The 24,320-nt window shown below is 47.6% G+C and carries 18 protein-coding genes; 11 read left to right on the plus strand and 7 right to left on the minus strand.

Features of this window, described 5'->3' with window-relative positions; genetic code table 11:
* Positions 1-540 precede the first annotated feature (540 nt).
* The gene (locus GV64_RS11740; protein WP_020583026.1) at positions 541-795 is read left to right on the plus strand and encodes a hypothetical protein; all 255 of its coding nucleotides are present in this window, start codon (positions 541-543) and stop codon (positions 793-795) included.
* 16 nt (positions 796-811) lie between these two features.
* Here GV64_RS11740 and GV64_RS11745 read toward each other — a convergent pair whose 3' ends face one another.
* Positions 812-1,027, minus strand: coding sequence for a hypothetical protein (locus tag GV64_RS11745; RefSeq protein ID WP_201772481.1), 216 nt, complete (start codon positions 1,025-1,027; stop codon positions 812-814).
* Positions 1,028-1,245: 218 nt separating this feature from the next.
* On the opposite strand from GV64_RS11745, the gene GV64_RS11755 reads away from it, so the two are divergent.
* Genes GV64_RS11755 through GV64_RS11765 form a run of 3 tightly spaced genes read left to right on the plus strand, consistent with a single transcriptional unit; the run spans position 1,246 to position 2,576 of the window.
* A complete protein-coding gene (locus GV64_RS11755; RefSeq protein ID WP_020583029.1) occupies positions 1,246-1,812 on the plus strand; it encodes a TetR/AcrR family transcriptional regulator in 567 nt (188 codons plus the stop codon).
* Positions 1,813-1,820: 8 nt separating this feature from the next.
* Positions 1,821-2,327 (plus strand): GNAT family N-acetyltransferase, encoded by a 507-nt coding sequence (locus GV64_RS11760; RefSeq protein WP_020583030.1) that lies wholly within the window; start codon positions 1,821-1,823, stop codon positions 2,325-2,327.
* Positions 2,328-2,360: 33 nt separating this feature from the next.
* The gene (locus GV64_RS11765) at positions 2,361-2,576 is read left to right on the plus strand and encodes a hypothetical protein (RefSeq protein WP_020583031.1); all 216 of its coding nucleotides are present in this window, start codon (positions 2,361-2,363) and stop codon (positions 2,574-2,576) included.
* Here GV64_RS11765 and GV64_RS11770 read toward each other — a convergent pair.
* Complete coding sequence (locus tag GV64_RS11770) at positions 2,562-3,221, minus strand: isochorismatase family cysteine hydrolase (RefSeq protein ID WP_020583032.1); 660 nt, start codon at positions 3,219-3,221, stop codon at positions 2,562-2,564. The genes GV64_RS11765 and GV64_RS11770 overlap by 15 nt on opposite strands.
* A 771-nt stretch (positions 3,222-3,992) precedes the next feature.
* On the opposite strand from GV64_RS11770, the gene GV64_RS11775 reads away from it, so the two are divergent.
* The 5 genes from GV64_RS11775 (at position 3,993) to GV64_RS11795 (ending at position 14,261) form a co-directional block, all read left to right on the plus strand.
* Positions 3,993-4,433 (plus strand): hypothetical protein, encoded by a 441-nt coding sequence (locus GV64_RS11775; RefSeq protein ID WP_033403097.1) that lies wholly within the window; start codon positions 3,993-3,995, stop codon positions 4,431-4,433.
* A 292-nt stretch (positions 4,434-4,725) separates the two neighbouring features.
* The gene (locus GV64_RS11780; RefSeq protein WP_020583034.1) at positions 4,726-5,835 is read left to right on the plus strand and encodes an HlyD family efflux transporter periplasmic adaptor subunit; all 1,110 of its coding nucleotides are present in this window, start codon (positions 4,726-4,728) and stop codon (positions 5,833-5,835) included.
* Between the two features lie 53 nt (positions 5,836-5,888).
* The gene (locus GV64_RS11785; protein ID WP_020583035.1) at positions 5,889-11,708 is read left to right on the plus strand and encodes a tandem-95 repeat protein; all 5,820 of its coding nucleotides are present in this window, start codon (positions 5,889-5,891) and stop codon (positions 11,706-11,708) included.
* 213 nt (positions 11,709-11,921) lie between these two features.
* Positions 11,922-13,940 carry an ATP-binding cassette domain-containing protein gene (locus tag GV64_RS11790; protein WP_020583036.1) on the plus strand — a complete coding sequence of 673 codons (2,019 nt, stop codon included), beginning with the start codon at positions 11,922-11,924 and terminating at the stop codon, positions 13,938-13,940.
* Between the two features lie 6 nt (positions 13,941-13,946).
* Positions 13,947-14,261 (plus strand): hypothetical protein, encoded by a 315-nt coding sequence (locus tag GV64_RS11795; protein ID WP_020583037.1) that lies wholly within the window; start codon positions 13,947-13,949, stop codon positions 14,259-14,261.
* Positions 14,262-14,323: 62 nt separating this feature from the next.
* Here GV64_RS11795 and GV64_RS11800 read toward each other — a convergent pair whose 3' ends face one another.
* Positions 14,324-15,556, minus strand: a complete 1,233-nt coding sequence (locus tag GV64_RS11800) for a hypothetical protein (RefSeq protein WP_152554034.1) — start codon at positions 15,554-15,556, stop codon at positions 14,324-14,326.
* A 161-nt stretch (positions 15,557-15,717) separates the two neighbouring features.
* On the opposite strand from GV64_RS11800, the gene GV64_RS11805 reads away from it, so the two are divergent.
* Positions 15,718-16,962 carry a saccharopine dehydrogenase family protein gene (locus tag GV64_RS11805; protein ID WP_020583039.1) on the plus strand — a complete coding sequence of 415 codons (1,245 nt, stop codon included), beginning with the start codon at positions 15,718-15,720 and terminating at the stop codon, positions 16,960-16,962.
* A gap of 469 nt (positions 16,963-17,431) precedes the next feature.
* The gene (locus GV64_RS11810) at positions 17,432-19,462 is read left to right on the plus strand and encodes a PhoX family protein (RefSeq protein ID WP_020583040.1); all 2,031 of its coding nucleotides are present in this window, start codon (positions 17,432-17,434) and stop codon (positions 19,460-19,462) included.
* 6 nt (positions 19,463-19,468) lie between these two features.
* On the opposite strand, the gene GV64_RS11815 is transcribed toward GV64_RS11810, so the two are convergent.
* The 4 genes from GV64_RS11815 to GV64_RS11830 all read right to left on the minus strand — a co-directional run bounded on the left by GV64_RS11815 (position 19,469) and on the right by GV64_RS11830 (position 24,162).
* Positions 19,469-20,047: a DUF4329 domain-containing protein gene (locus tag GV64_RS11815; RefSeq protein ID WP_020583041.1), complete on the minus strand. Its 579-nt coding sequence runs from the start codon at positions 20,045-20,047 to the stop codon at positions 19,469-19,471.
* Positions 20,048-20,124: 77 nt separating this feature from the next.
* Complete coding sequence (locus tag GV64_RS11820; RefSeq protein WP_020583042.1) at positions 20,125-21,744, minus strand: ABC transporter ATP-binding protein; 1,620 nt, start codon at positions 21,742-21,744, stop codon at positions 20,125-20,127.
* On the minus strand, positions 21,741-23,162 hold the full coding sequence (locus tag GV64_RS11825) for an ABC transporter permease (protein ID WP_020583043.1): 1,422 nt from the start codon (positions 23,160-23,162) through the stop codon (positions 21,741-21,743). Before GV64_RS11825 ends, GV64_RS11820 begins: the two co-directional genes overlap by 4 nt.
* Positions 23,163-23,184: 22 nt before the next feature.
* Complete coding sequence (locus tag GV64_RS11830; protein ID WP_020583044.1) at positions 23,185-24,162, minus strand: ABC transporter permease; 978 nt, start codon at positions 24,160-24,162, stop codon at positions 23,185-23,187.
* Between the last annotated feature and the right edge of the window lie 158 nt (positions 24,163-24,320).

A 24,320-nucleotide genomic window follows, 5' to 3' on the forward strand; every position in this document is an offset into this window, starting at 1 on the left:
CCAAGTCCTTATATATAGAAATGTATTTTGATGAAACATTACTAAGTTCAGGAACCGCAATCTTAGCCGCTAACAATCGTGAGTCTCATTGTGCTTTGATCACTAATAGACACAACGTAGTGAAGCTTAAGTGTCCAAAAAGTGTCCACCAAACTGACCAATAACCACTTTTAACAACCCAAATGGACACGTTTTCTTAAAGTTTGAATGTACAACTTATTGATAAATAAGTGTTTAATCTAATATGGCAAGGATTCGAATCCCTCCCTCACCGCCATTTATCCTTTCTGTTAAGTGCCTGATTTTCCTTTCTAAAATAGCTCACCTTTACGACCACTGTCTTTTTCTTCCAACAAAGTATCGACGGCGAAACAAAATCCTTGTTTTTTCGGCTTAAAAAGCATCCTTATACTTTAAATAGCTGATGTTTCAAAACATCAGAAACTCATTTCCACTGCATCTGGTTCAGCCTGATAGAACTCTTCTTTCAGTAATATTCAGCATCTGAAAGCCGATAGTAATATCGCTGGATTTCACTAAATGGATATTACAATGACACCCAAGTGTGAGTTTTATCAGGTCTGCCCATTTTTTACGGACAGTCTGGTTGCAGGTATGCCATCGACTGCGAAGCTGCTTAAAGAGAGGTATTGCTGCGATGCTTACAGCAAATGTGCTCGTTACCGAGTGACACTGGATGCTGGTGAGCAATATGTGGAAGACAGTCTTTTTCCTAACCATGACGAAAAAGCTCAGACTATTATCGCTAGAGTTAAGCGTGAAACCGGTAGCTGAGGCTCTGGTTTCATAATCAACGGAACAGTTCCTCTGTTTCTTCCAAAACCCCTTCCGTGTCATCCTCCATGTCGGATAACAGATTCAAAATGATCCCTTCCTGAAAATGGTTTGGGTCAAATTTGGCGTAGCGTATGGTCATTGAATTATCGGTGTGTTCCAGTGTTCGTTGCAGAAAAAGGATATTGCCGCCATTTATCCTAGGGTTGTTGTCGGTTCGGGTGTTCATCAAGAAATAAGTTTTCCATTTAGGTTTTTAGCTCAATGTGAGTTCCAAACCGTTGGCAGCCACAATAAGCCACAGCAACGTCTCTTCATCCAGATAACAAATACGAAAAACTACGTAAAAGTCTGGGTATAAACTCAGGTTGCCCGTATCCAGGGTTGAAACTATATTGCCTGCATACCGACCGGACGGTCTGTTTTTGTGGTGAGACACAGGTGAATTCCATGGACAAAAAGCAGCAAATTCTTCAAGCAGCTATTGAGCTGTTTGCCATACAGGGTTACGAAAAGACGTCCATCGCCGCTATTTGCGAACATGTAAAGGTTTCAAAGGGGGCGGTCTTTCACCACTTTAAAAATAAGGATGAATTGCTCAGAGAGGCATTCATCCGCATGGCCCAGATTATGAATGAGATTGCAGACAATCTTGATGTCATTAATGAGGGGCTATCGACTAAAGAGAAGCTGGTGAATCTGCTGGAGCATATCTTTTCATCCATGGCTTCTGCGGAACAAAAGTTATATTACCAGTTCGACTTTCAGGTTTTGTCTCAGCCGTCGCTACGGTTGGTTTTAAACGATTTGATTGAGGAGAGATACCGCCTTGCCATGGCATCTTTCCAATCCATTCTACGGGATATACCTTCGGCAGATGGCATGGTTGATAGCCAAATACTTATTGCTGAGATAGATGGTATCGCACTGAATTATCTCTTTGCAGAAGATGACTACCCGCTGGAAAAAATCAAAGAACGATTCATCAAAAAATATTTGTTATTACTGGGTCTTTAGGGGCTGAAATGAAAACACCATACGACATCCAATACGAAGCCTTCGCTGCGGCAGGTGGTCTTTATGATGAGCGTCATGCCAGACTTTACGCGCAGTTTGCAGACGACCTGATTGCCGACGGCAGTTTTTCTATTGTTTATGAGGGCGTCGCACACGCCTGCTATACACCCATCACCATCGATGCAGCACCACACCTCAAATGTTATGTGCTGGCACCATTGGCCGTACTCCCTGAGTACCAGGGGCAGAGATATGCCACTCGACTGATGGAAGAGGCTGAGAAGCAACTGGATGCCGACGTGATCTTTGTTATGGGTGAACCCTTCCATTACGGTAAGCGGTATAACGCTGCTCACAAGGTGCTGCCACCGGTAGCAACCCAGGCTCCTCTGGATTGCTGGTTCGCTCGTGAGCTAACTCCAGGAGCCCTCGATGGTGTGGGAGAGTCCACTTCCAGTATCTCTGGCCCTTACGCCGAGCCCCTGATGTGGGGGCACCCGAACGAACAGGTGTGACACTCGGGGTGTTTTTACGCCCCGCAGGGGGGAGTGTTCAACTGGTTGGATGGCCAGTTGGTAACCCTCCCTGATAGTATGGGGGATGTGCAGTTGCATGAACATATCGTTTTATTTGCTGATATTGAGCGACTGCTGGAGGCAGAGCAATGTGTCTCTGTCCCTTTTGTTCAGCATGAGACTAATGGACTGGTCAACTCAAGCCGCACACAGATTTCCATAACGAATTGGGTTTCATCGCTGGTCTAAAACGAGATCGTTAATTTCTCGTATCAGTGCCTCGGTGGAACATTGACGACAGTAACCTTTAATCGTCTCCAGGGAATGACGATGCCTCGTCTCTGTAAAGGTGGCACACGCATCTGAGACCAGGGTGACCAGGTAGTTCAAATCACAGGCATCGCGCACGGCACTTTCCACGCACTGGTCAGTCAAGACACCGGTGATGATCAAATGCCGGCAGTTCAGGTTACGTAGAAGGTAATCGATGTTGGTTGAAATGAAGACGCTGGATGATGTTTTTGGAATTACTATTTCATCACCGACCGGACTCACTGAGTTGATCACCTGGGCATCCTTTGAACCTTTCGGTACGTTGAACCCTGTAATCTTATAATCAAGGCCTCGATCTCTCCCATCGAGTGTGAGGCTTTCAATAACGGTGAACAGGACTTCAATGTGTGCCTCACGACAGGCGGTTTGCAGGCGTCGGATGTTCGGCAAAACCATGGCAGAAAGCTGTTGGAAATAGTAGTCGAACGCTTCCATCTCACTTGGGCTTTTTCCGGTAAATTCTCCACCTTCAGGTGTGCAACTGAAGTTCTGAACATCGATGATCAAACATACACTTTTCCCCAAAACCAAGGGGATATTCCGTGATAAGACTTCATTCATTATCTGGTTTCTCCTTCTTATTTAAGGGGGATGGATGTGCTCTGCTTCAAATCTCTTCCACTCCCCGTATAGGCATCTAAGGAGCCATCACGGACCTCATGGTACATATACTCTAACGGCAAGCTCTTCAGCATAGACTGTACGCCAAAATACAGATGTTTTGTTTAGTTGTGACCCTCAGGAATGTAATTACGACAAGATATTTAGAAACTTATTCAGCTAATATATTTTTATAGTCGTTTAATAATATTTTTCTTTCTGAATTCTGTTTTTATGTTGAACCTTCAGACTTCGGGCTTGTCCATTACCGGGTAAATTCATTAAGCATTAACCGTTGTTTATCGGAGGTGTAAGTTGGCTTCAGTGTTTAACTTTGGGTTTGATTTTTTTGTAGGTGATTTTGGTGGGTTTTCTTCTTTTCTTGTTCGGTCAATGATGTCTTTTCTCTGACACTTGGGGGGTGTAGTTACGTACAGCAGGAGTAAAGGTCATCACCTTGAGCTTTGCTCCTGCTAATGTATGCTCAGTCGAATACTAGGTTTTGGAGATATTGCTATTTATTTTCGTCGTTTATTATTTTATTAAATGGATTTCGTCTTTTATTTTTCAACCTGAAGAATAGTTTTTCATATACTTCTTTTTTCTGGATCTATGGGGTTATTTCAGGTCGTCTGTTGTGGAGATTATTGTTAAAGCCTTTTGCCAACCTTGATCTGACAGCCATACTTTCACGGTATATGTGATTTTTTGCTTGCCAAGGGTAATCTAGATTTGGTGTACATTACCGGGAAAGTGGTTAAAGGCTATGGGGTTGCTTCTGGTCAGGCCAGTGATTGTCCATTCCCGGGTGGTTCTATCCGTCTGCAGAAGCCCTGCTTCCTTGAGAAAGGGCTTGATCTTTCTGACTGCTTTGATGGCACTCTCAATATCTCCATTGCGCCATATTCTTTTCATTTTATCTCACCTGAACTGACGTTACCCAGGCTTGTCTGGCCGGGGGGATGTGAGACTTTCTCTTTTTCCCGTTGCTTTCTTCAGTTTGGCCATCAGAAGACTATCGGCTGGATTTATTACCCTCATCCGGAGACCAAACCGGGTCACTTTCACCGGTCAGATATTATTGAGGTACTGTCTCCCTGGTTAGAGGGTGTTGGTTATGGGAGCGAACTGACACTGCTGGTTAAGGGAGATGAAGTGTTGATCGAGGGGTGATACTTTCACTATTTTCCTGCTTTGTCATAAGTGAATGTATGGGGAGTCTTCAGAACTCTTTCTACATAATTACTGCTGACCCAGTGAACAACTATAATAAAAGAAGAATATAACGGACTGATTAAGTTGCTGATATATAGTGTCTTTTTTGTTTTAGAGAGCGGATTGCGATTTAAATATTTATTTTATCTCTAATAGTTATTAAAAATGCGACTTTGGTCTGATTCTCTGGGAAGGAAAAGCGTGGCGGTGTTGATTAATCTTAACAATTGTCACCAGGAAGTGAATCAGTATGAATGCCAAGAACGGTCTAATAATCAGCGGTTTTCTCTTTTCAACCCTGCTGTTGATCAGCACATTTGTTGAGGTTGAAGTATTTACCCGTGCGGATGGTGAAGTATCGTCCTTTTCGGCTCCAGCCCATGCCGATTTTTCCGATGAGGGTGTTATTCAGCATATATATGTCTCCGAAGGAGATTTTGTTGAGCAAGGCGATATTCTGGTTGAGCTCGATAATGAAGAGCAGAAAATCAACCTTGATATTTTCACTGAGAAACAAGAACGTCTTGGCAAAAAACTGGACATTCTCCATGCACTGCTTGAAGAGCAGCAACTGGACAGACTGGCTGATGGTCAGGAGCTTGAGAAGCAGGTTCAGCGTTTTGTATTGCTCAGCAATAATTATCACGACAGCCTCAAAAACCTGCAGCAACTGGTGGCTATTGATAGTCAGAAGAATCAGGCCATTACTGCTCTGGTGGAAAAGAAAGCGGCTGGCTCCATGCAGACCATGGACTCCACACAAAAAGTTCTGCGCTCTCGGAAAGACCTGTTGAAGGTTAAGAAGGAATTTGAAGAGCGTATTGTTTTTGAAATTGAACGATACGAAGAGCAGCTTCGGGAAGTCAGCAACAGTATTCGTTTGTATGAGCATTACATTGAACGTACTTATGTTCGTTCTCCGGTATCCGGTGTAGTTCGGCAGGTTAACTTTTCACAGGAAGGGAAGTTTATCAGCCAGGGTGATACGTTTGCCGAGATTATTGAAGATACTCCCCAGCCCTACAAAATCACCCTGAATGTCTCTGCCAGTGATATTGGCATGATCAAGGAAGATACCGATGTAAGACTGCGTCTTGATGCTTATGACCACACAATCTTTGGTTATCTGGACGGAACGATCAATCGAATCAGCGTTGACCGTCTTGAGGAGTCTGGCGCTGAAATGTTTTATCGGGTTGAAGTGGTGCCGGAAAGAGGGTTTCTGCAGTACAAGGATCAGAACTACCCTTTGAAATATGGTATGACGCTCTACGGTACCATTGAGCGCGGCAGGATTTCATTGATCAGCTACCTCATGAGCCCGGTGATTAAACATTTTCATGAGATTGGCCATATCTGATTCGGGTTGCCCCTGACTCGAATCACTCACAACAATAAGGTGGAGGGGCAAAAATGAGTGAAACTAATCAGGTCAAATCTTCTGCGTCCGGCAGCGAAAGTGTTGGTGCAGCACTACAGGCAGCGACTGTTCTGGGAGCTTCTGATGGGCTGATTAGTGAAAATCATGAAGCTGAGACCAAGGCGAGTGAAGAAGCTCTGGCGGAGCTGGAAGAGCAGTGGGAACAAGCGCCTGAAAGTGATGATGAAGAAGAAGGAGATCAAGGTGACAAAGCGGCATTAGTCAAAGGTGCCCGACCCAATATTGCCAATACCGCTAATACTGTCTCGCCTTCACCAGAAGTTTCAGCTCCATCATCAGAAGATGACTCTGAGGGGAGTCGCGACGATTCAGGGAACGTCGGTGCTTTGGATAATCCCTCCGATTCAGAAGCAGCCGAAGAAGATGCCGAAGACGATGCTGAAGAAGAGACCGACTCTGAAGAGACTGAAGAGGAGTCAGCATCGGATACGGATGAGTCAGCAACAGAGAATATCAGTACATTCCAGCCTACCGTTTCTCAATCCACAACCTATCCGTCCAACTATCAGCCAGAAGCTGTTCCTGACGACGTAACGGCCAGTGAAAGTGGATCATTATTGTTTGACCTGCTGGCTAATGATAATGATGTCGATGTGAATGACAGCGCGCAGAACTTCAGTCTTGATAGTGTCACTATTGTTGACAGTAATGGTGACGCAACCAGTGGTCAGGGAAGTGTTGAGGTCGTTGATAATCAGCTGCAATTTGATCCCGGTAATGACTTCCAATCATTGGCGACTGGTCAGGAGCAAGTGGTGACTGTCCGTTATGTGATGAGTGATGATGAAGGTGCCCAGTCGGTCTCCACGGTCAATATCACCATAACAGGTACCAACGATGCTCCAGAGGCGATAATGGATACCGGTCATGTGGCAGATAATGCTTCATTGTCTCTGGACGTTCTGGCTAATGACACCGATGTTGATGGCAATGATGATGTTTCCGTTTTCAGCCTTGATTCAGTTCAGGTCGTGGATGGCAATAATGATCCGGCTTCAGGGCAGGGGAGTGTCAGTATCAGTGGCAATCAACTGTTGTTTGAGACTGGAACTGACTTTGATGACCTGGCTTCCGGTGAAACAGAATCGGTCACCGTTCAGTATGTGATGAGTGATGATGAGGGGGCGATATCTACGTCTACTGTAGAAATTACCGTCAGTGGAGAAAATGACATCCCTGTTGCGGTAACTGATACTGGCGCAGGCAATGAAAATCAGACCCTGCTGATTGATGTGCTGGCTAACGATACCGACCCCGATCACAATGACCAGCCCGCTAATTTCGCTCTGAGCAGTGTCAGTATTGTTGATGTTAACGGTGACCCTGTTGTGGGGCAGGGCATTGTCACTGTTGCTAACAACCAGCTTCAATTTAATCCGGGAACGGATTTTGATGACCTGGCTTTGGGGGAGACAGAAACAGTCAGCGTCCATTATATAATGAGTGATGATGAAGGCGCCGTTTCAGAGTCTGAAGTGACCCTTATCATAACGGGGACGAATGATACTCCTGTTTCAGGTGATACGGTTCTGCTGGGCAGTAGCAGTGAAGACAGCTTGATTGAAATCACTGAAGCAACCTTGCTGGCCAATGCCTCTGACGTGGATGGTGATCAACTCAGTGTTCAGAACCTGACTTCTGACCAGGGAGCGGTTCTTGATAATGGGAATGGCACCTGGTCGTTTACCCCGAACAGTCACTTCAGTGGTACAGCCAACTTCTTCTTTGATGTCTCTGATGGAATCGCTTCTTCTTCCGCTCAGGCTTCAGTTGCTCTGACTGCGGTTGCGGATGCTCCTGGTCTTAGCATTAACCCTACCCATAATGATTTGCCCATTGCGGATCACCACTTCGACAGTGGCTCAGAAGGCTGGACTCAGATGTGGGTGGGAACCGGGCTTTTTGCGACGGGCAATATGCTTGGACGCTTTGAAGGTTCCGGAGGCAATCAACGAACCTCCAACACTTACGATGTGCCTCAGGGGGTTAATGAGCTGACCCTTAACTTTACTTTTTATGAAATCGATTCCTGGGATGGCGAAGAGTTTCGGGTATTTGTGGATGGCCAGCTCTTTCACTCACGGTCATACCAGATCTATAACAATACAGGCGATGTTGCGGGTACTGAAACTCTGACAAATGGTCAGGGGGATGTTATTGGTCAGGTGGTTCATGATGAAAGCTTTCAGGCGGTGGTGTCCACGAACTGGGTTGATCAGGCGCACCACTACACGCTGACAATTCCTGTTGATCCTAATGCTGGACAGGTCACCATTGGCTTTGGCTCCACGCTGGATGAAGCAAAAAGCAATGAGTCCTGGGGGATTGATAACCTGAATCTGGCCGTTTCAGGCTCTACCAGTGACGCTATTGGGTTGGAAGATACGGCTATTACTCTGGATGTTGCCTCAGCCCTGGTAGATACCGATGGCAGTGAATCCCTTACTTTGACTTTCTCTGGCATACCCACCGGAGCGGTGTTATCTGCCGGTCAGCAGAATCAGGATGGTACCTGGACTTTAACCGCCGCTGAGCTGGACTCTCTGACCATCACACCAGCCGAGCACTTTAATGGTGAGATGTCATTAACGGTGACAGCGGTTTCTGTGGAAGCAGAGACCGGAGAGACAGCCAGTATTACCGATACCATTACCATTAATGTTATTCCGTTTAATGACCTTCCGCTGGCATCCAATGGTGTCACAATTGGTTCTGAAAATACGGATTATGTCTTTACGATCAACGATTTCCCTTTTTCTGATCCTGCAGATGCAGGTGACGTTATTGAAGCTGTGCAGATAACACAGTTGCCAGGTCATGGGCAGATATTGCTGGATACTAATGGTGATGGCAGTTTCGAAACAACGGTTGCTTTGAACACCTCTATCAGCCGGACCGATATCGAGAGTGGTCGTTTGATTCTCCGTCCTGAGACCGGGTTCAGTGGTCAGGTGACTGTGGACTTTCAGGTCAGTGATGGGGAGGGGTGGTCTGACAATTCCGGTACGTTGACTGTCATTACCAAAAGTGGTGATGCTGCTGTTGTACAGCTGGATAGCGGTGTCGAGCATATTCTGGTTGGAGAGTCTGGAGAGTTAACCGGTACGGCTTCCTCTGGCTCGTCATTAAGTGTTGCCTCTGTGAATGGGCAGCCATTGGCCGGTACAGGGACATCATCCATTCAAGGTCAGTATGGTGAACTGAAGGTTCACCCTTCCGGAGACTGGAGTTATACACCGGATGGCATATCTGAAGCAGCGCTGTCAGTGACCTCCAGCCAGCTACAGGATTCTCTGGTTGCTCACTGGCGTTTTGATCAGGCAAGTAATGGCGTAGTCGCCGACAGTGCGACAACCGGAGTCGGTCAGGAAGCGGCAACACTGACCGGAGGTGCAGCGCTCGAGACGAGAGGGTTTAATGGTTCTGCTGTCTGGCTGGATGGGGTTGATGACCAGGTGCTGGTTGGGGACTCTACCGATATTAATCTCAACAGTACTACTTTGGACGAGCGCACTCTCAGTCTGGCATTTCAGTTTGATGAAACCAATGATCTTGATGGCCGGCAGATTCTCTATGAAGAGGGGGCGGGTTCCAACGGTATTGTTGTCTACCTGGAGAATCAGACGCTCTATGCAGGTGCCTATAACCAGAGCACAGGCTGGTCAGGGGATTATGCGACACAGGATGTCAGCTCGCTATCGGCGGATCAGTGGCATCATGTCGCGCTGGTTCTTGATGGCGCCGGTCAGCAGATGACGGCATATCTGGATGGTCAGGCATTTGTCAGTGGTAGTGTTTACGGTGAAGGGCTTTCCGGCCATTCTGGTGATATTTCCATCGGTGGCCCAAGTCTGGATGGTGGAACACCGTCGACCAATATTTTCCATGATGGTGTTCAGACTGGTGCTTACTTTCAGGGCAGCATTGATGATGTCAGGATATACAATCGAACGTTGAGTGATTCAGAGGTTGAAGCCGTTCGGTATGACTTTGACGGGCTGGTTGATCAGTTTGACTATACCGTTACCAATGGGGTGTCTACGACCAGCAGTACACTGGATATCTCTTTATCAAGAGCACCGCAGGCGGTTGATGAAACGCTGCATGTCTCTGAAGACAGCGGTTATACCAGCGGTCAGTTACAAGCTTATGACCCTGATGGTGGGGATACACTGAGTTATCAGCTTCTCTCAGGTCCTGATAAAGGGTTTGTCACGGTAGACAGTAGTGGGCAGTACAGCTTTGTAACCGGTTCGGACTTTGAGTCATTGAACAGTGGTGAATCTGAGCAGGTGTCATTTACCTATTCAGTGACGGATCTACAGGGCAATCAGAATATTGGCACGGTTCTGGTGGATGTCGCTGGTGAGGATGAACTGCCTTTTGGGGAGAATCTGGTGGTCAACCCATCGGCTGCCACTGGTGACTTCTCTGGCTGGACCATCACCGAAAATGGTGGAACAGGGTGGGGCGTTACTGGCACCAGCCAGGAAGGGACAAACAGCTTCATTACGTCACATGACTGGGGCCGAAAATATCAACTGATTGATTTGGAAAACCAGGGGTTTTCAGCAGATTTTCTTGATTCTGCACCAGAAATATCCGCCAGTGAGTGGTATCTGGGAATCGCTAACCCCAGTGATCAGTATTACTTCAAGGTTGAGCTGCGAGGTGCTGGACAGGAAGTGATCGATAGTTTTGATACAGGTACGTTGACGGCCAGCAACCAGTGGCAGGAAGTCTCCCATGAGTTCAGTGGATACGGTACCGGAGTCCGCTATGTCTACGTAGAACATGGTGGTAAGGACAATGAATACTGGTCAGGCCACTATGGTACAGCCATTGATAATACGCAGATTATAGTGAGTGCTCCGGAGGCTTCGGGCAATGGGCAGGGCAGCCTGGGTATTGACAGTAGTTCGTTTCAAATCATGGATGGTGCCATGCTTGGAACGGATCTTACTGGCCAGATTGTTGAGAACAATGGGTTTACTTCGCTGGATCAGTGGTTGCTTGAACATGACGGAGGAGCACTTTCAGTTTCATTGAATACAGCCGATGGAAACAGTTGGTCTGCTGGCGTACGTCTGCTTCACAGTGATGCCAATGGTTCTGCCGGTGTGGAAGTGGCTCAGTTCAGCGGGCAGCTTTCAGCAAACGGGCAGGCAACTCAGGTTCTGGCGTTTGATGATCTTCCAGCTGGTCATTATCAGCTTGTGCTGGGAAATGACGGTTTTGATGAAAGCAGTGCGGTCAGTGCTCTGGATTATCCGGGCGTGGTCAGTGGTGAGCATGGCTATGAGGTGGCAGTTGCCGGCCAGGTATCGGTTGCGGCTTTACCGAGGGATCCGGGACAGAATGCCCTGATTTCCGGGGAAACCTATGGCCAGACTGAAGGAATTCTTACATTGGCCGTTGTTAATAATGAAGCTGAGATGATCGACACCGATAACACCTTGTATTACGAGGTGTTTAATAATGATGTCAGGGTTGGGCAGGGAGCGTTCGATTTCAGTAGCGGTATGAGTCCGCAGAACATCTCTATTACGATTAACAACGAGCCTCTGGAAACGTTAACCCTGGACGAAGTTCAGGTGATATTTCATGAGATGAATGTTTCCGGGGAGGTGGTCAGTAGTCAGACGTTTGGCTTTGATCAGGCAACCATCCCTAATGGAAGTCCAGTGACAGCCCAGGGGGGCGACGGTTTACAGGGGCTGGAGCTGATAGAACTTGGACTGGACTATTTTGAGCTGGGTTTCAGTGAGTTGATGGATGATATGCAGGGGTAGTAGGGTGAGCAGTCAGATACCCAAAGGCTTTGGAGCTGCAAATAAGGCGGTATGTGAGTGAAGCTGCGGGAGCTTAGACAAACTAAGTGATCGGGGCAAGCGCAGCCAGCGCAGTAGCAATTTCAAAGGTGACGGGTTAGCCAAGACGTGCGTTGATCATTTACTGGATAAGGAGTGACTCCCGGCATTGTTGAAAGGCAATGGACTGTGAACATGAATAGTGAAGACTGTCTGGTTAATTCAGCCAGTTTGAGCAATGCGCTGGAATATCTGAACAAGCATTATACGCTGGACAGCAGACTCGCCTTTATTAATAACAAGTTGCGCAGAACCACCGACCTTAATATTTACAAAACCAAGTCCTATCTGGAAGAACTCGGCTTTCTCGTTAAAATCTCCTCCGTTGACAATCTCGATCTGGTTGAACTGGATGAAGAGCATTTGCTGTTCTGTTTTGACCACGAGCACGACATCATTATTCTTCGTCACAATAGTGATATGAATCGGACACGTTCCAAGCACAGCATGGAACACCCGATACTTGTCATCAGTACCAAAAAGCTGGAACCCAGGGCTGGTGCTTCGGGTGATGAACACAAAAGCATGGCCTGGTTTTTCCGGCGCCTGACGGATCGTGACGGCATATACCTGGTATTGACTGGCTTAATCACGAACCTTCTGGTGTATGTTGTCCCGCTATACAACATGAATGTGTTCGACAAGGTACTGCCCAGCGGCTTTGTGGGGATTTTGTCATCACTGGTTCTGATTGCTGTATTTCTGGTACTCATCTGGTTTGTTAACCGGTCAGCACTGTCTTATTTGCTCAGTGACCGGATCTTCCACCTGGAAGTTCAACTGGCGAATGAGTTTTCACACCGGCTTTGTAACCTGAAGCCATCGGCCATGCCCCAGTCGGCTTCATTCATGACCCAGCTGGTAACCTATGGCAAGTCTCTGAGCCAAATGCTGGGCACATTGCATTTAATGGCGTTGGTTGATTCGCCATTCATGCTGTTATCTCTGGCGATGATCGCCTACTTTGGAGGGACAATGGTAGCTATTCCGTTGATCGCCATTATTCTGGTCATCGGAATCAATCTTGTTCTCCAGCCAAAGATTCAAAAATACATTAATGATCGCTATGAGTTTGAAGGACGAAAGCGCAAGTTTGAATATGAAATAATGCAGTCACTGCCTTTTATTAAACTGGCAGGAATGGAACGTTATTTCACGGAAGTCATCGAGCACAACAGACCAGACCATAAGTTTTACTTTTCAATCTCTGCTCATATCAATCATATCTCTATGTTGATCCTGTTCCTTTCCCTGATTGCTGTCACCGGGTATGGTGCCTGGCAGGTCTCTGAGGGAATGATGACCATGGGACAGCTGGTGGCCTGTTCGCTTCTTGCCTCTAAGTCTATCTCCAACGCATCCATCACCAATTTGCTGTTTAATATCAATCGCATTCGGATTTTGTTTGATAACCTGAATAAGTTTTATGAAATCCCCATTGAGGAACGGGGTGCTTCTTTCTGTCTGACTCGAATTAAGCACCTTGAACTGAAAGATATTGAGTTTAATTATGCTGATAACCGTTATTTCCAGATAAAGGGTGTAAATATTGACTTTAACCTGCCGGATACACTGTACGTTTATGGTCGTCCGGGGGCAGGAAAGTCCAGTTTGTTTAATATTCTGGCAGGGCTTGAAGATCCATCCAGCGGTCATTTACTGGTTAATAACCTGAATGTTGAACATTTCGATTATCGGGATGTACGCAGCCATATTCATTTCTCTCCTTCATATTACCGGTTTTTTACCGGTACCCTTTATGACAACCTGACCCTTGGACGTACCTCGCTGACGGCTGATCAGGTAGCGGATGCCCTGGAAAAGGTCCATCTGTCGGAGAAGATTAACCAGATTGAGGATGGCCTGCACTTCCAAGTTGATAATAACGACATCGTTCCCCTGTCATCCGGTGAGCGGAAGCGTTTTATGTTAGCCAGGGTATTTTTGACGGATGCAGATCTTGTTGTTCTTGATGAGCCTTTTGAGTTTCTGAGTGATGAAGACAGCCTGAACTTTATCCAGTCAGTCCGTGCCTTTTGCAAAGAGACTGAGAAAGGTCTGATTATTCTCAGTAACCGCAAGTCTTTTGCCAGCTTCTGTAATCATGCTCTGACATTGAATAATGGTCAGTTGTATCCAATGAAGACAAAATAATTATTCATGAAGACAAGCCATAAGGTCATTTTGTTTTTTCTGATAGCGGTGGTTTTTATTAATGCTATCTACTTTGCATTTGGAGGGAAGTCCCGGCTGCCTGTGGAGGTGCTTTATCTGCTGGGAATGAATGTTATCTATTTTGTTTTTACGCCAGTCTTCTGGGTTGGTTATTCTTCCTTTGCTGAAAGAGGAAAAAGAACGGCTCTGAAAGTATACACATGGTTAATGGGGGGAGTCGTACTTGTGGTAACCCTCATTCTGCTGTTTGTTGAAACAGGTTTTGGCGACTGGCTAAAGTATGTTCTTTCAGAATCTTAGATGTGATAGTGCCCTTTTTCATTGCAGTTACACTCGTGATTCATCATTTTTGCAGCAATAAACTAAGTACTGGTTTCATCTTCTTCGGTAATCTGGCTAAGAGGATAATCTTCTTGTTCTGCTTTCAAAGACAGGTGCTGCATAAGTGAGTTTGCTTGATCTTCTGTCATAGCCACCAAAGACACAGGCTCATCTGAAGAGTTCAATAGCTTTTGAGATATATAACGGGACGTTGTTGACAGTTGAGATGCGAGGCTTATTCTGGATCCATATCGTGATAGGCTTGCTTCAACTTGTTGGTCATATTTTGTATTTAAGGCCTGTCGCGTGGAATGATTAACTCTATGTTTGGGTGTTCTGCTCAGTTTAGAAACAGTGTCATTCATGTTGTCCTGTGGGGCTTCCTCGATACTTGATACTGTCCTTAGATGTTTTCGTTCATGTGGACCGCTTAAGTTTTCTGCATTACGGGTAGTATTGCGTTTTTTTATACAGACAACCGCAATCGCTACTCCTGAAACTACTGCTAATGCTACAAAGGAAGTGACAACGACAGCGGCTATTTCACTTGGGCTAAGTCCATCATGGGAAACGGTGCCCTGCCCATCAATGTCAAGTGGTCTGGGCATTTCACTACTCGGTGGGGACAACCTAAACAGAATGGTGCCCTTTTCATCTGTGCAAACTTCCTGACTGAAACGGCCTCTGTTGTGTCTACAAAGTTCTTTGAAGTGAGGCGCTTCATCACCATAATATGGGTATTCATCGTAGTTGATAACACTATCAAAAAAAGAGAGACCTAAGCAGTCGTTGTCACCATCGTTGATGGAAGCCCTATCAACACAACCAGCTGAGTTAACTGTATATTGATATGGAGCTTTTATCATACACGCCAGCTGATCTTTGCGAAGGCAGGCTTCTGGGCCAGGATCATAAGCGGCAGTTTTTCCTATTTGGGTCAGGAGTCCGATAGAAATTGGAACAAATGCTGTTATACCTGATGTGGTGGCTGCTATTAATTTTCTTGTTCCCTGATCGGCAATCCTAACCCCACGGGATATTAGATCTCGTTCGGCACTCTGTAGCCTGTTAAGGTGGTTTATAGAGGCTTCACCAGCGATTATTACCTGTCTATACAGGCAATTAGGACTCAATACCTCACTGCACTTAGTACGAAAGCCTTGCCACAGAGCAGATGATGCTTCAGAGACCTGCAGATTTTTTTGCTTTGAAAGTATCGGTTCTGGCTGTGTTTTTCCTAAAGCGGAGCAATGAGAGGTAATGGTCGCAAGCATAAATACCATATTCAGGTTGTATGAATTTTTATACGATTTTCTTCATGATTTCTTTATAGTAATCATTCTCCGTGTAGTGACAGTAAAGCTGATAATAAGTTCAACAGCGGTAAAACTGCGTCAATTAAAATAATACTGAGCCAAGAGATTATTGAGTATCTATGAGCAATCAATTTGACGTCATTGTATTTGGGGCGACCAGCTTTGTGGGGCAGCTGCTCTGCCAGTATCTGGTCGATACTTTTAATGGTGATGGTCAGGAGTCTCTGAATTGGGCGATGGCTGGGCGTTCTCAGACCAAGCTGGATGAGTTAAAACTGCAACTACAGCAACCGGCCTTGTCAGTGCTGGTGGCTGATGCCGCTGATGAAAGTGCCCTCAGAGATCTGTGCCAGCAAACCAGGGTTATTGTTTCTACTGTGGGACCTTATGCACTTTACGGCGAACCATTAATTAAGGTTTGTGCGGAAAGTGGAACTGATTACTGTGACCTGACCGGGGAGGTACAGTGGATCCGGCTGATGCTGGACCGATATGAGGACACAGCGCAGAAAAGTGGAGCTCGGATTGTCCATTGCAGTGGCTTTGACTCAATTCCTTCTGATATGGGCGTGTACTTTACCCAGAAAAAGGCGAAAGAGGTTTTGGGTTCATTCTGTACGGATATCAGCATGCGCGTGAAAGCGGCAAAGGGAGGGCTTTCTGGCGGAACGCTGGCCAGTATGATCAATATCACCCGTGAGGCGGCAAAAGACCCTGCATTACGTCGGCAGTTGGCCAATCCGTACCTGATCTGTTCTGAAAGTGAGAATTTGAAGACCAAACAGGACGATGTTCAGACACCGACGTATGATTCCGGCTTTGGTGCCTGGCTGGCACCATTCATCATGGCAGCCATTAACTCCCGGGTTGTCTTTCGCTCCAATGCACTGGCTGAATACCCGTATGGAAAGGATTTCAGGTACAACGAAGCCATGCTGATGGGCAGTGGCTTCAAAGGCCGTTTACAGTCCACTCTTTTTGTAGCAGGGTTGGGACTTTTTATGCTTTCCCTAGTGATTAAACCAACCCGCTGGTTTATGGAACGGTTTGTTTTGCCAAAACCGGGAGAGGGCCCCTCTCCCAAAGCCCAGAAAGCCGGGTTTTATGATATTCGGTTTCTGGGCAAAACGGCAGACGGTCAGGAAATCCGAACCCGTGTTGTTGGGCAGGGTGATCCGGGGTACAGCTCCACTGCCAGAATGCTGGGGCAGGTGGCAGCAGGGCTGGCTCTGGACTTTCATGATCATCAGCAGAAGCAAGGGAAGTCGGGTGGTTTCTGGACAACGTCCACGTTGTTTGGTGACCGGCTTATTGAGCGTCTGGAAAAAGATGCTGATATAACTTTTGAAGTATTACGCTCCTGAGTGGAGATTATTCTGATGCTATCTATCTTCCCCAGATAGATAGCAGCCGCTTTGGCTGATTTTTCCTGCGCAAATTGCTCCGTTTTCTGACAGTACTTTTTCATTTAATCGAAACTTAATAGCAATAAATCTGTAACAGCCATCCCCTAACCTCTCAGTAAATCATTCTTTCAATAAAAATACGTTTACTTAGGGGGCGTTCTCAATTAGCCATGAGTCCAGTTGATCACACACGCATTCAGGCAAGGCGAACGGTGCAGGGCATGGTGGTTCCATGTTCAAGCCGTTCAACACAGCATGAATGCGTGTGTGATCAACCCGGAGGGCCGCCCATGGTTTGTGCCATTCTGCGTTGCTCACTACTTATGTGGAATAACCACACTACGCAGTTCACGCCTTGCCTGGCGCAAACCATGGGTGGCTGGTCACATGTCTAATTGAGAACGCCCCCTAACGATGAGGAATAATCATGAAAGCTGGAACTTCAAAATTACAGAACCATCGTGATTTTCATGAGCAATTGGAAGCGCTGGATGATCAACCAGACAATCTTTCCAGTAACAGTACTCTGGATGACGTGGTAGAAAAGAGCCGACGAAATTTTATGAAGGGTGGGCTTGGTCTTGCCATGGCTGGCTTTCTTGGCGGTTGTCTGGGCACAACCGGGCAGAATCATAATAGTGTTCGCGGAATTGCTGCTCGAAACCTGCAGCAGCCAGACATAGGATTGAAACCAATTCCCGTTGAACAGGATCTGATGTTCGACGCCGTCAATGTGCCTGAAGGCTATACGGCCAACGTCTTTTTTTCATGGGGGGATTCCGTGGAAAAAGGAGCCAGCCCCTGGCGGCCAGATGGCAGCAACAGCTGGCAGGAGCAGATGAAGCAGGCAGGGCAGAATCATGATGGCATCTGGTTTTTCCCATTTCCGGATAAGCCCGATGAGCATGGTCTGCTGGTGATGAACCATGAGTATATTAATCCTACGCTCCACCCCAATGGGCTGACAATCACTGAAGACAGTCATGGCTTTAAGCAGCGGCCTGAACATGAAGTAAAAAAGGAGATGGCAGCTCACGGTGTCAGTGTTATTGAAGTCCGCAAACAATCGAATGGTCACTGGCAGAAAGTCAACGATTCCGACTATAACCGCAGGATCACGGGGTTTACGCCGATGGACCTGACCGGTGAAGTGGCAGGTACTGATTTTCTGAAAACCGTTGCAGACCACGCTGGCCGTCAGGTACTGGGTACTTTGAATAATTGCGCCATGGGGGTTACCCCTTGGGGGACTTATCTCACCTGTGAAGAGAACTGGAAGAACTACTTTGTAAACCGTGATGCTGAAGACTATGAGCAACGCCCTGCTCATCATCGTTATGGTGTGGCCCAGGATAAGAACAGTAACTACTATGCCTGGGAATCGGTAGAACCCCGTTTTAATGCCACGCCTGACCACAATGTCGCTCACGGTGGTTATGTTAATGAACCCAACCGTTTTGGCTGGGTAGTGGAAATTGATCCATTTTCACCGGACAGTACCCCGAAAAAGCGCACCTCCATGGGGCGACTGGTAAGGGAGTGCTCAACGCTTTCACTGGGTGATGATCGTCGTATGGCGTTCTATTTCGGTGATGATACCCGTGGCGAATATGTCTATAAGTTTGTGCCGGATCAGGTGTATGAGCCCGGTAATTCAGCGGCAAACCGGGATATTCTGGATCATGGCACTCTGTATGTAGCGGTGTTCCATAATGATGGCCGTGGTGAGTGGCGGCCACTGGTGTTTGGCCAGAACGGGCTGACCCGGCGGAATGGTTTTACCAGTCAGGCCGATGTACTGGTACACGCCCGTCGGGCTGCGGATATTCTGGGAGCCACCACGATGGACCGCCCGGAATGGGTTGCCGTGCATCCACAAACCCGGGAAGTCTATGTCACCCTGACCAACAATAAGCACCGCGGTAAAAAAGAGGATCAGGAGATCAATGCCGCTAACCCGCGGGAAGATAACCGCCATGGTCAGATTGTTCGCTTTACCGAAGAAAACTCTGATCCAACGGCCACCCACTTTGACTGGGAAATCTTCCTGCTGGCCGGTGATCGTCCCGGAGCGACACTGGCTGATGGCAGTTCTGTACCTGAAAACCTGGTGGGAGATATCAAAGGTGATATTTTCTCTTCGCCGGATGGTATCTGGTTCGATTACCAGGGGCGCCTCTGGATTCAAACCGATTACGGTGACGATGATGAACGTAATATCAATATGGGTACCAATCAGATGCTTTGCTGTGATCCGGTAACCGCAGAAGTGAAACGCTTTCTGACGGGCCCGAGAGGATGTGAAATCACCGGTGTAACCACCACGCCCGACGGCAAGGCCATGTGGGTTAATATTCAGCATCCGGCCATCAGTTTCCCGGCCAGTGATGGAAAAACACGGCCTCGGTCGAGTACGGTGCTGATTACGAAGGATGATGGTGGGGTGATTGGAACTTAAATCATATTACTGATGATGAAAGGTGGGTATTTTAATAAACTGCCCACTTTGTTTTTTCATTTTAATACCTTTTGCATATCCTTTTTTATAACCAAGGCCTTGCCTTCTTGCCTGGTACCTACTCATCATCAAATCACCCGGGGTAAACTTTTTTAAAAAACCTGAACTATCAGCCAGGTAGATTGGTATCCCAAGCCTTGTTGCCAATATTACATCCTGCTGAGAAAAAAACAGGTAAGTACCTTTGCCGTTACCATGAGTGTGCCAGATAGCGATTAACTCCAAACTGTCTGGAAATTGCAGTGTTGCCGTGATTTGATTTTTTCCGGGTTTTCCCGGGATTACTGAATAGTAATAAAGTGATGTCTGGCGATGTTTGAATACTCCCCCAATATACTCCCGGTCTTCTTTTATGGAATCAGGGTTATAGCGCTCAGCGGCAGCCACTGCGGTTGCCAGTTCACTGTCAAATGGCGCTGGATAAAATGTGGGGACTTGTATCAGATGCTGCTGGCTGGTATCTGAAATCACATTGGTGGAAAGAAGTAATACACACACTGCAAAGATGCTTTTATCAAGTTTCATTCTGCCTTATCTGTATTTATTGGTTATATACAGAAATATCGGCAGGGTCAGGACTTTAGATTAAAGCCAGCTTATTCTCAGCTGGCTTTTGTATGGTGGGTTGGAACTGCCGCCAGCAATTGACGTGTATATTCATGACCGGGTTGTTTCAGAACTTGCTCCGCTTTTCCCTGTTCAACAATTTGACCGTCCTTCATCACCGCAACCCGATGAGCAATATGAGGAATAATGGACAGGTCATGGGTAATAAACAGATAGGAGACCTGCAGTTCACTCTGTAACTCCAGCAGTAGATCCAGAACTTCGGCCCGAATGGAAACATCTAGCGCGCTGGTGGGTTCATCGCAGATGATCAGGTCGGGCTCAACGGCCAGTGCCCGGGCAATGGCAATGCGCTGGCGCTGGCCACCGGAGAACTCGTGGGGGTATCGCAGCCGGTGTTCAGGTTCCAGCTTTACCCGGGTTAATAGCGCTTCAATCCGTTCCTGCCGCTCACTGGCAGACAGAGGCAGGCCTAGGCTGACCATACCTTCTTCAATAATATTACCAACGGTCATGCGTGGGTTCATGGACGAGAACGGGTTTTGGAAGATCACTTGGATTTTGCGCCGTAGTGGCATCATCTCCTTTCGGGACAGGGTATTTAATGGCTGATTGTTGTACCAGATATTGCCAGAAGTGACGGATTCCAGGTTAAGAATGGCACGGCCAGTGGTGGTTTTTCCGCAGCCGGACTCTCCGACTAACGCCAGGGTTTCACCTTTGCCGATGGTGAAGCTGACACCATTCACAGCACGAGTGTAGCTGTGTATTCGCTGGAAAAGCCCTTTACGAACGGGAAAGTGAACAGCAAGGTCTTCGACTTTCAGTAATGGAACTTCCTCTGTGTCTGCCCGGTAGCTGTCCATGGCTGGAAGACTGTTGATTAATCGACGACTGTAGTCTTCCCTGGGGTTGGCAAAGAAGTCGGCACAGTTACCCTGTTCAATAATCTCCCCCTGGTACATCACGCCCACCCGGTCAGCGGTCTGTCGAACGACTCCCATATCATGGGTGATCATTAGTACAGCCAGCTGGTGGCTTCGGGTCAGGGTTTGTACCAGCTCCAGAATCTGTTTCTGAATCGTGACGTCCAATGCGGTAGTAGGCTCATCGGCCAGCAGCACATCCGGTTCGCAGGCCAGGGCCATGGCGATCATTACCCGTTGCTGCTGACCACCGGACATCTGATGGGGATACCAGTCAATGCGTTTCTCGGGTTCCGGGATACCAACCTCACCCAACAACTCAATGCAGCGATCTCGAATTTCGTCACGGTTTAAAGCGGTGTGTAGCTTCAGGGTTTCCTCGATCTGCTGGCCTACCGTATGGACCGGGTTCAGAGCCGTCATGGCATCTTGGAAAATCATGGCAATCTTCTTGCCGCGAATAGAACACATGTCGTGTTCAGTCAGGCCGAAGATATTGGTGTCAGACAGTGTTATTCGACCCTGAGTGATTTTCAGTGCATCGGGTAGCAGTCTCAGTATCGACAGGGCAGCTACCGATTTACCGCTGCCAGACTCGCCAACCAGCGCATAGATTTCACCTTTTCTCAGCTCAAAGGAGACTTCGTTCAAAATCGGGGTGTAAGGCGAATGCCGTAAACTGACACTGAGCTGGTCAACAGACAGGGCTACTGATTCTTTACTCATCATGCAGCCTCCAGTTGGGTTTTGGGATCAAAGGCGTCGTTCACCAGGTCAGAAAACAGATTGACCGACAGCACCAGCACAAACATCAGGAAAAAGGCTCCGCTCAGGTTCCACCAAATGGAGGGCTCCCGGGACAGTTCGGTACTGGCCATGTTGATCATATTGCCCCAGCTGGCCATGGCCGGGTCGACACCCACACCAATGTAAGAGAGTACAGCTTCGGCCAGGACCAGGGCGCTGAAGTCCAGCACAAACGAGATAATAATAATGTGGCTCAGGTTGGGCAGAATATGGCGACGGATAATCTGAAAATGACTGACCCCGAAGGCATGGGCGGCCTGAACGTAATCCAGCTGACTGATTTTCAGGGTCTCCGCCCGAAGTAGTCGGCACAGGCTGGTCCAGCTGGTGATACCGAGAATAAAACAGAGGGCCAGAAATTTGGCATCCGCCTTCTCCAGACCGACTTCAAAAAAGTCCGGGTTATTGTTGATCCAGACCTGAAACAGCAGCACTGAGGCGGCAATCAGCAGAAGCCCGGGGATAGAGATCAGCGTCGTATAAATATACTGCACTACATCGTCAATCCACCCTTTGAAATAGCCTGCAGCAATACCCAGAGAAATGGCAATGGGCATGGTGATCAGTGTTGCCAGCGTACCGATTAATACACCGGTACGAATGCCTTTCAGGCTTTCGTATAAAGTATCATTACCGGCTTGATCGGTTCCCAGCACATGGTAGAGATTGCCCAGGGTGATCAGCCAGCCAAGGAGTGCCATGATGATGGCAAACGTGATCCAGCCTGCACGCCAGGGCAGGTCAGGTTCTGATGATTTGCTCCTTTTTTTCAGCCAGCGGGCGTGGAGGCTTATCAATAGCAGAGCAAGGGCCAGTCCCTTGCCAAGGCCCAGCAGGGAGTTAAGGGCAATATCCCGTTGTTTATCTTCATCATTTTTCAGATGCTGGCCACCGTATTTCAGCACCGGATAGTCTCTGACCCTTTCACCACCGGGCAGCAGCAGATTCTCTTTGTTCCAGGATTTCAGGGCAAAAGGTGCGGAGTAGGTTCGCTCATGTTGTTCTCCCATCTCGCCTAACGCCAGATCCAGCAGACTGTTCACCGTATTGCTGTAAAAGATCTGCTCGCTGCCCTGGCCTTCAACCGCAGGCAGTGCTTTGCGGAAATGGATGGAGTCCACCAGGGCAATGGCAATATAGGCCATGATGATCACAAAGGTACTCATACCCAGTCGGGTAGAGAACACCTGTCGCCAGCGCTGACGGTTTTCAGGGTTCTTCCTGAGGGATATCAGGAAAAGGGTGATTGCACCCACCAGGAAGAAGATCAGTATGTCGGTCCAGAGGATGGTCCAGAGTACGTGGTAGCCAAAAAGATCTGATCCGATAGAGAAGTCCATAGTGTCGTTTATCCCTTTCTGATCAGTTTAATCGAACCCTGGGGTCGGCCCAGGTGTAAGAAATATCGGTAAGAATCAGACCGATGATGTAGAGCACCGACCCCAGGAATACCATGGCCCTGACAATGGCAAAGTCCTGGGCCTGTATGGCATCCAGCAGATAGCTGCCGAGGCCAGGAATACTGAAGAAGGATTCCATGATCAGGCTGCCCATAAACAGTGAAGGGATCACAACAACCACTCCGGTCAGTATGGGCAGCATGGCATTGGGAAGCACATGACGGAACAGAACACCGGCTTCACTGACACCCTTCGCCCTTGCAGTTCTGGCAAAGTCTTGACCGGAGGCTTCAATAAACAGGGTTCGGTACCAGCGGGCGCCGGCACCAATACCGGCGATCACGCCAATGGCAATGGGCAGAACCAGGAAGCGCCAGCCATCAATCCCTTCGTTATAACCGGATACTGGGACCAGTCGTGAAACCTTGGCGATAAAGAACTGGCCAACCACGATGTAAAACAGGTAGGACACCGACATCATGGTCACAAAGACGGCAACGGCAAACCGGTCCAGCCGGCTGCCCCGAAACATCAACACCATCAGGGCAACGCTGATATTGACCCAGATACCAATGATAAAAGTGGGCAGAGCCAGTGCCAGGCTGGGACCCATACGATCCACCACATCGGAGCGGATATTCCGGCCTTCGTCAGAGTTGCCAAAGTCAAAGGCGAACAGTTTGATGGATTTCTCAAAGAAGATGGTGCTGGTCAACTGCTCCAGGCCACTGACCTGAGGGTTATAAAACAGCGGCTGATCGTAGCCCTTGTCAGCAATCCACTCCTGGATAGCCTGCTCGGTGACGTATTTGTCGCCCAGATGAGCCCTGGCCATATCTTCTGGTGTATTGACGATAAAAAACAGAATAAACGTCAGAAGATTCACGCCAATCAAAATAGGAATGGCGTAACAGAGCCTTCTTATGATGTAAGCGAACATATCCTTCTCTCCATGAATAGGCGCTAGGAGGCTGTCCAAGAAAAGCGCCCGTAGCGAGGATGTCAGAAAATTGAGGATAAAAAATCCTTTTTGTGAGGTGAATAGTGGTTCTATTTGCCGAACAAAAAGGGTTTTTTAGACCAATTTTCTGCCACCGC

Origin of the sequence: Endozoicomonas elysicola (assembly GCF_000710775.1) — a bacterium.
Classification (GTDB): Bacteria; Pseudomonadota; Gammaproteobacteria; order Pseudomonadales; family Endozoicomonadaceae; genus Endozoicomonas; species Endozoicomonas elysicola.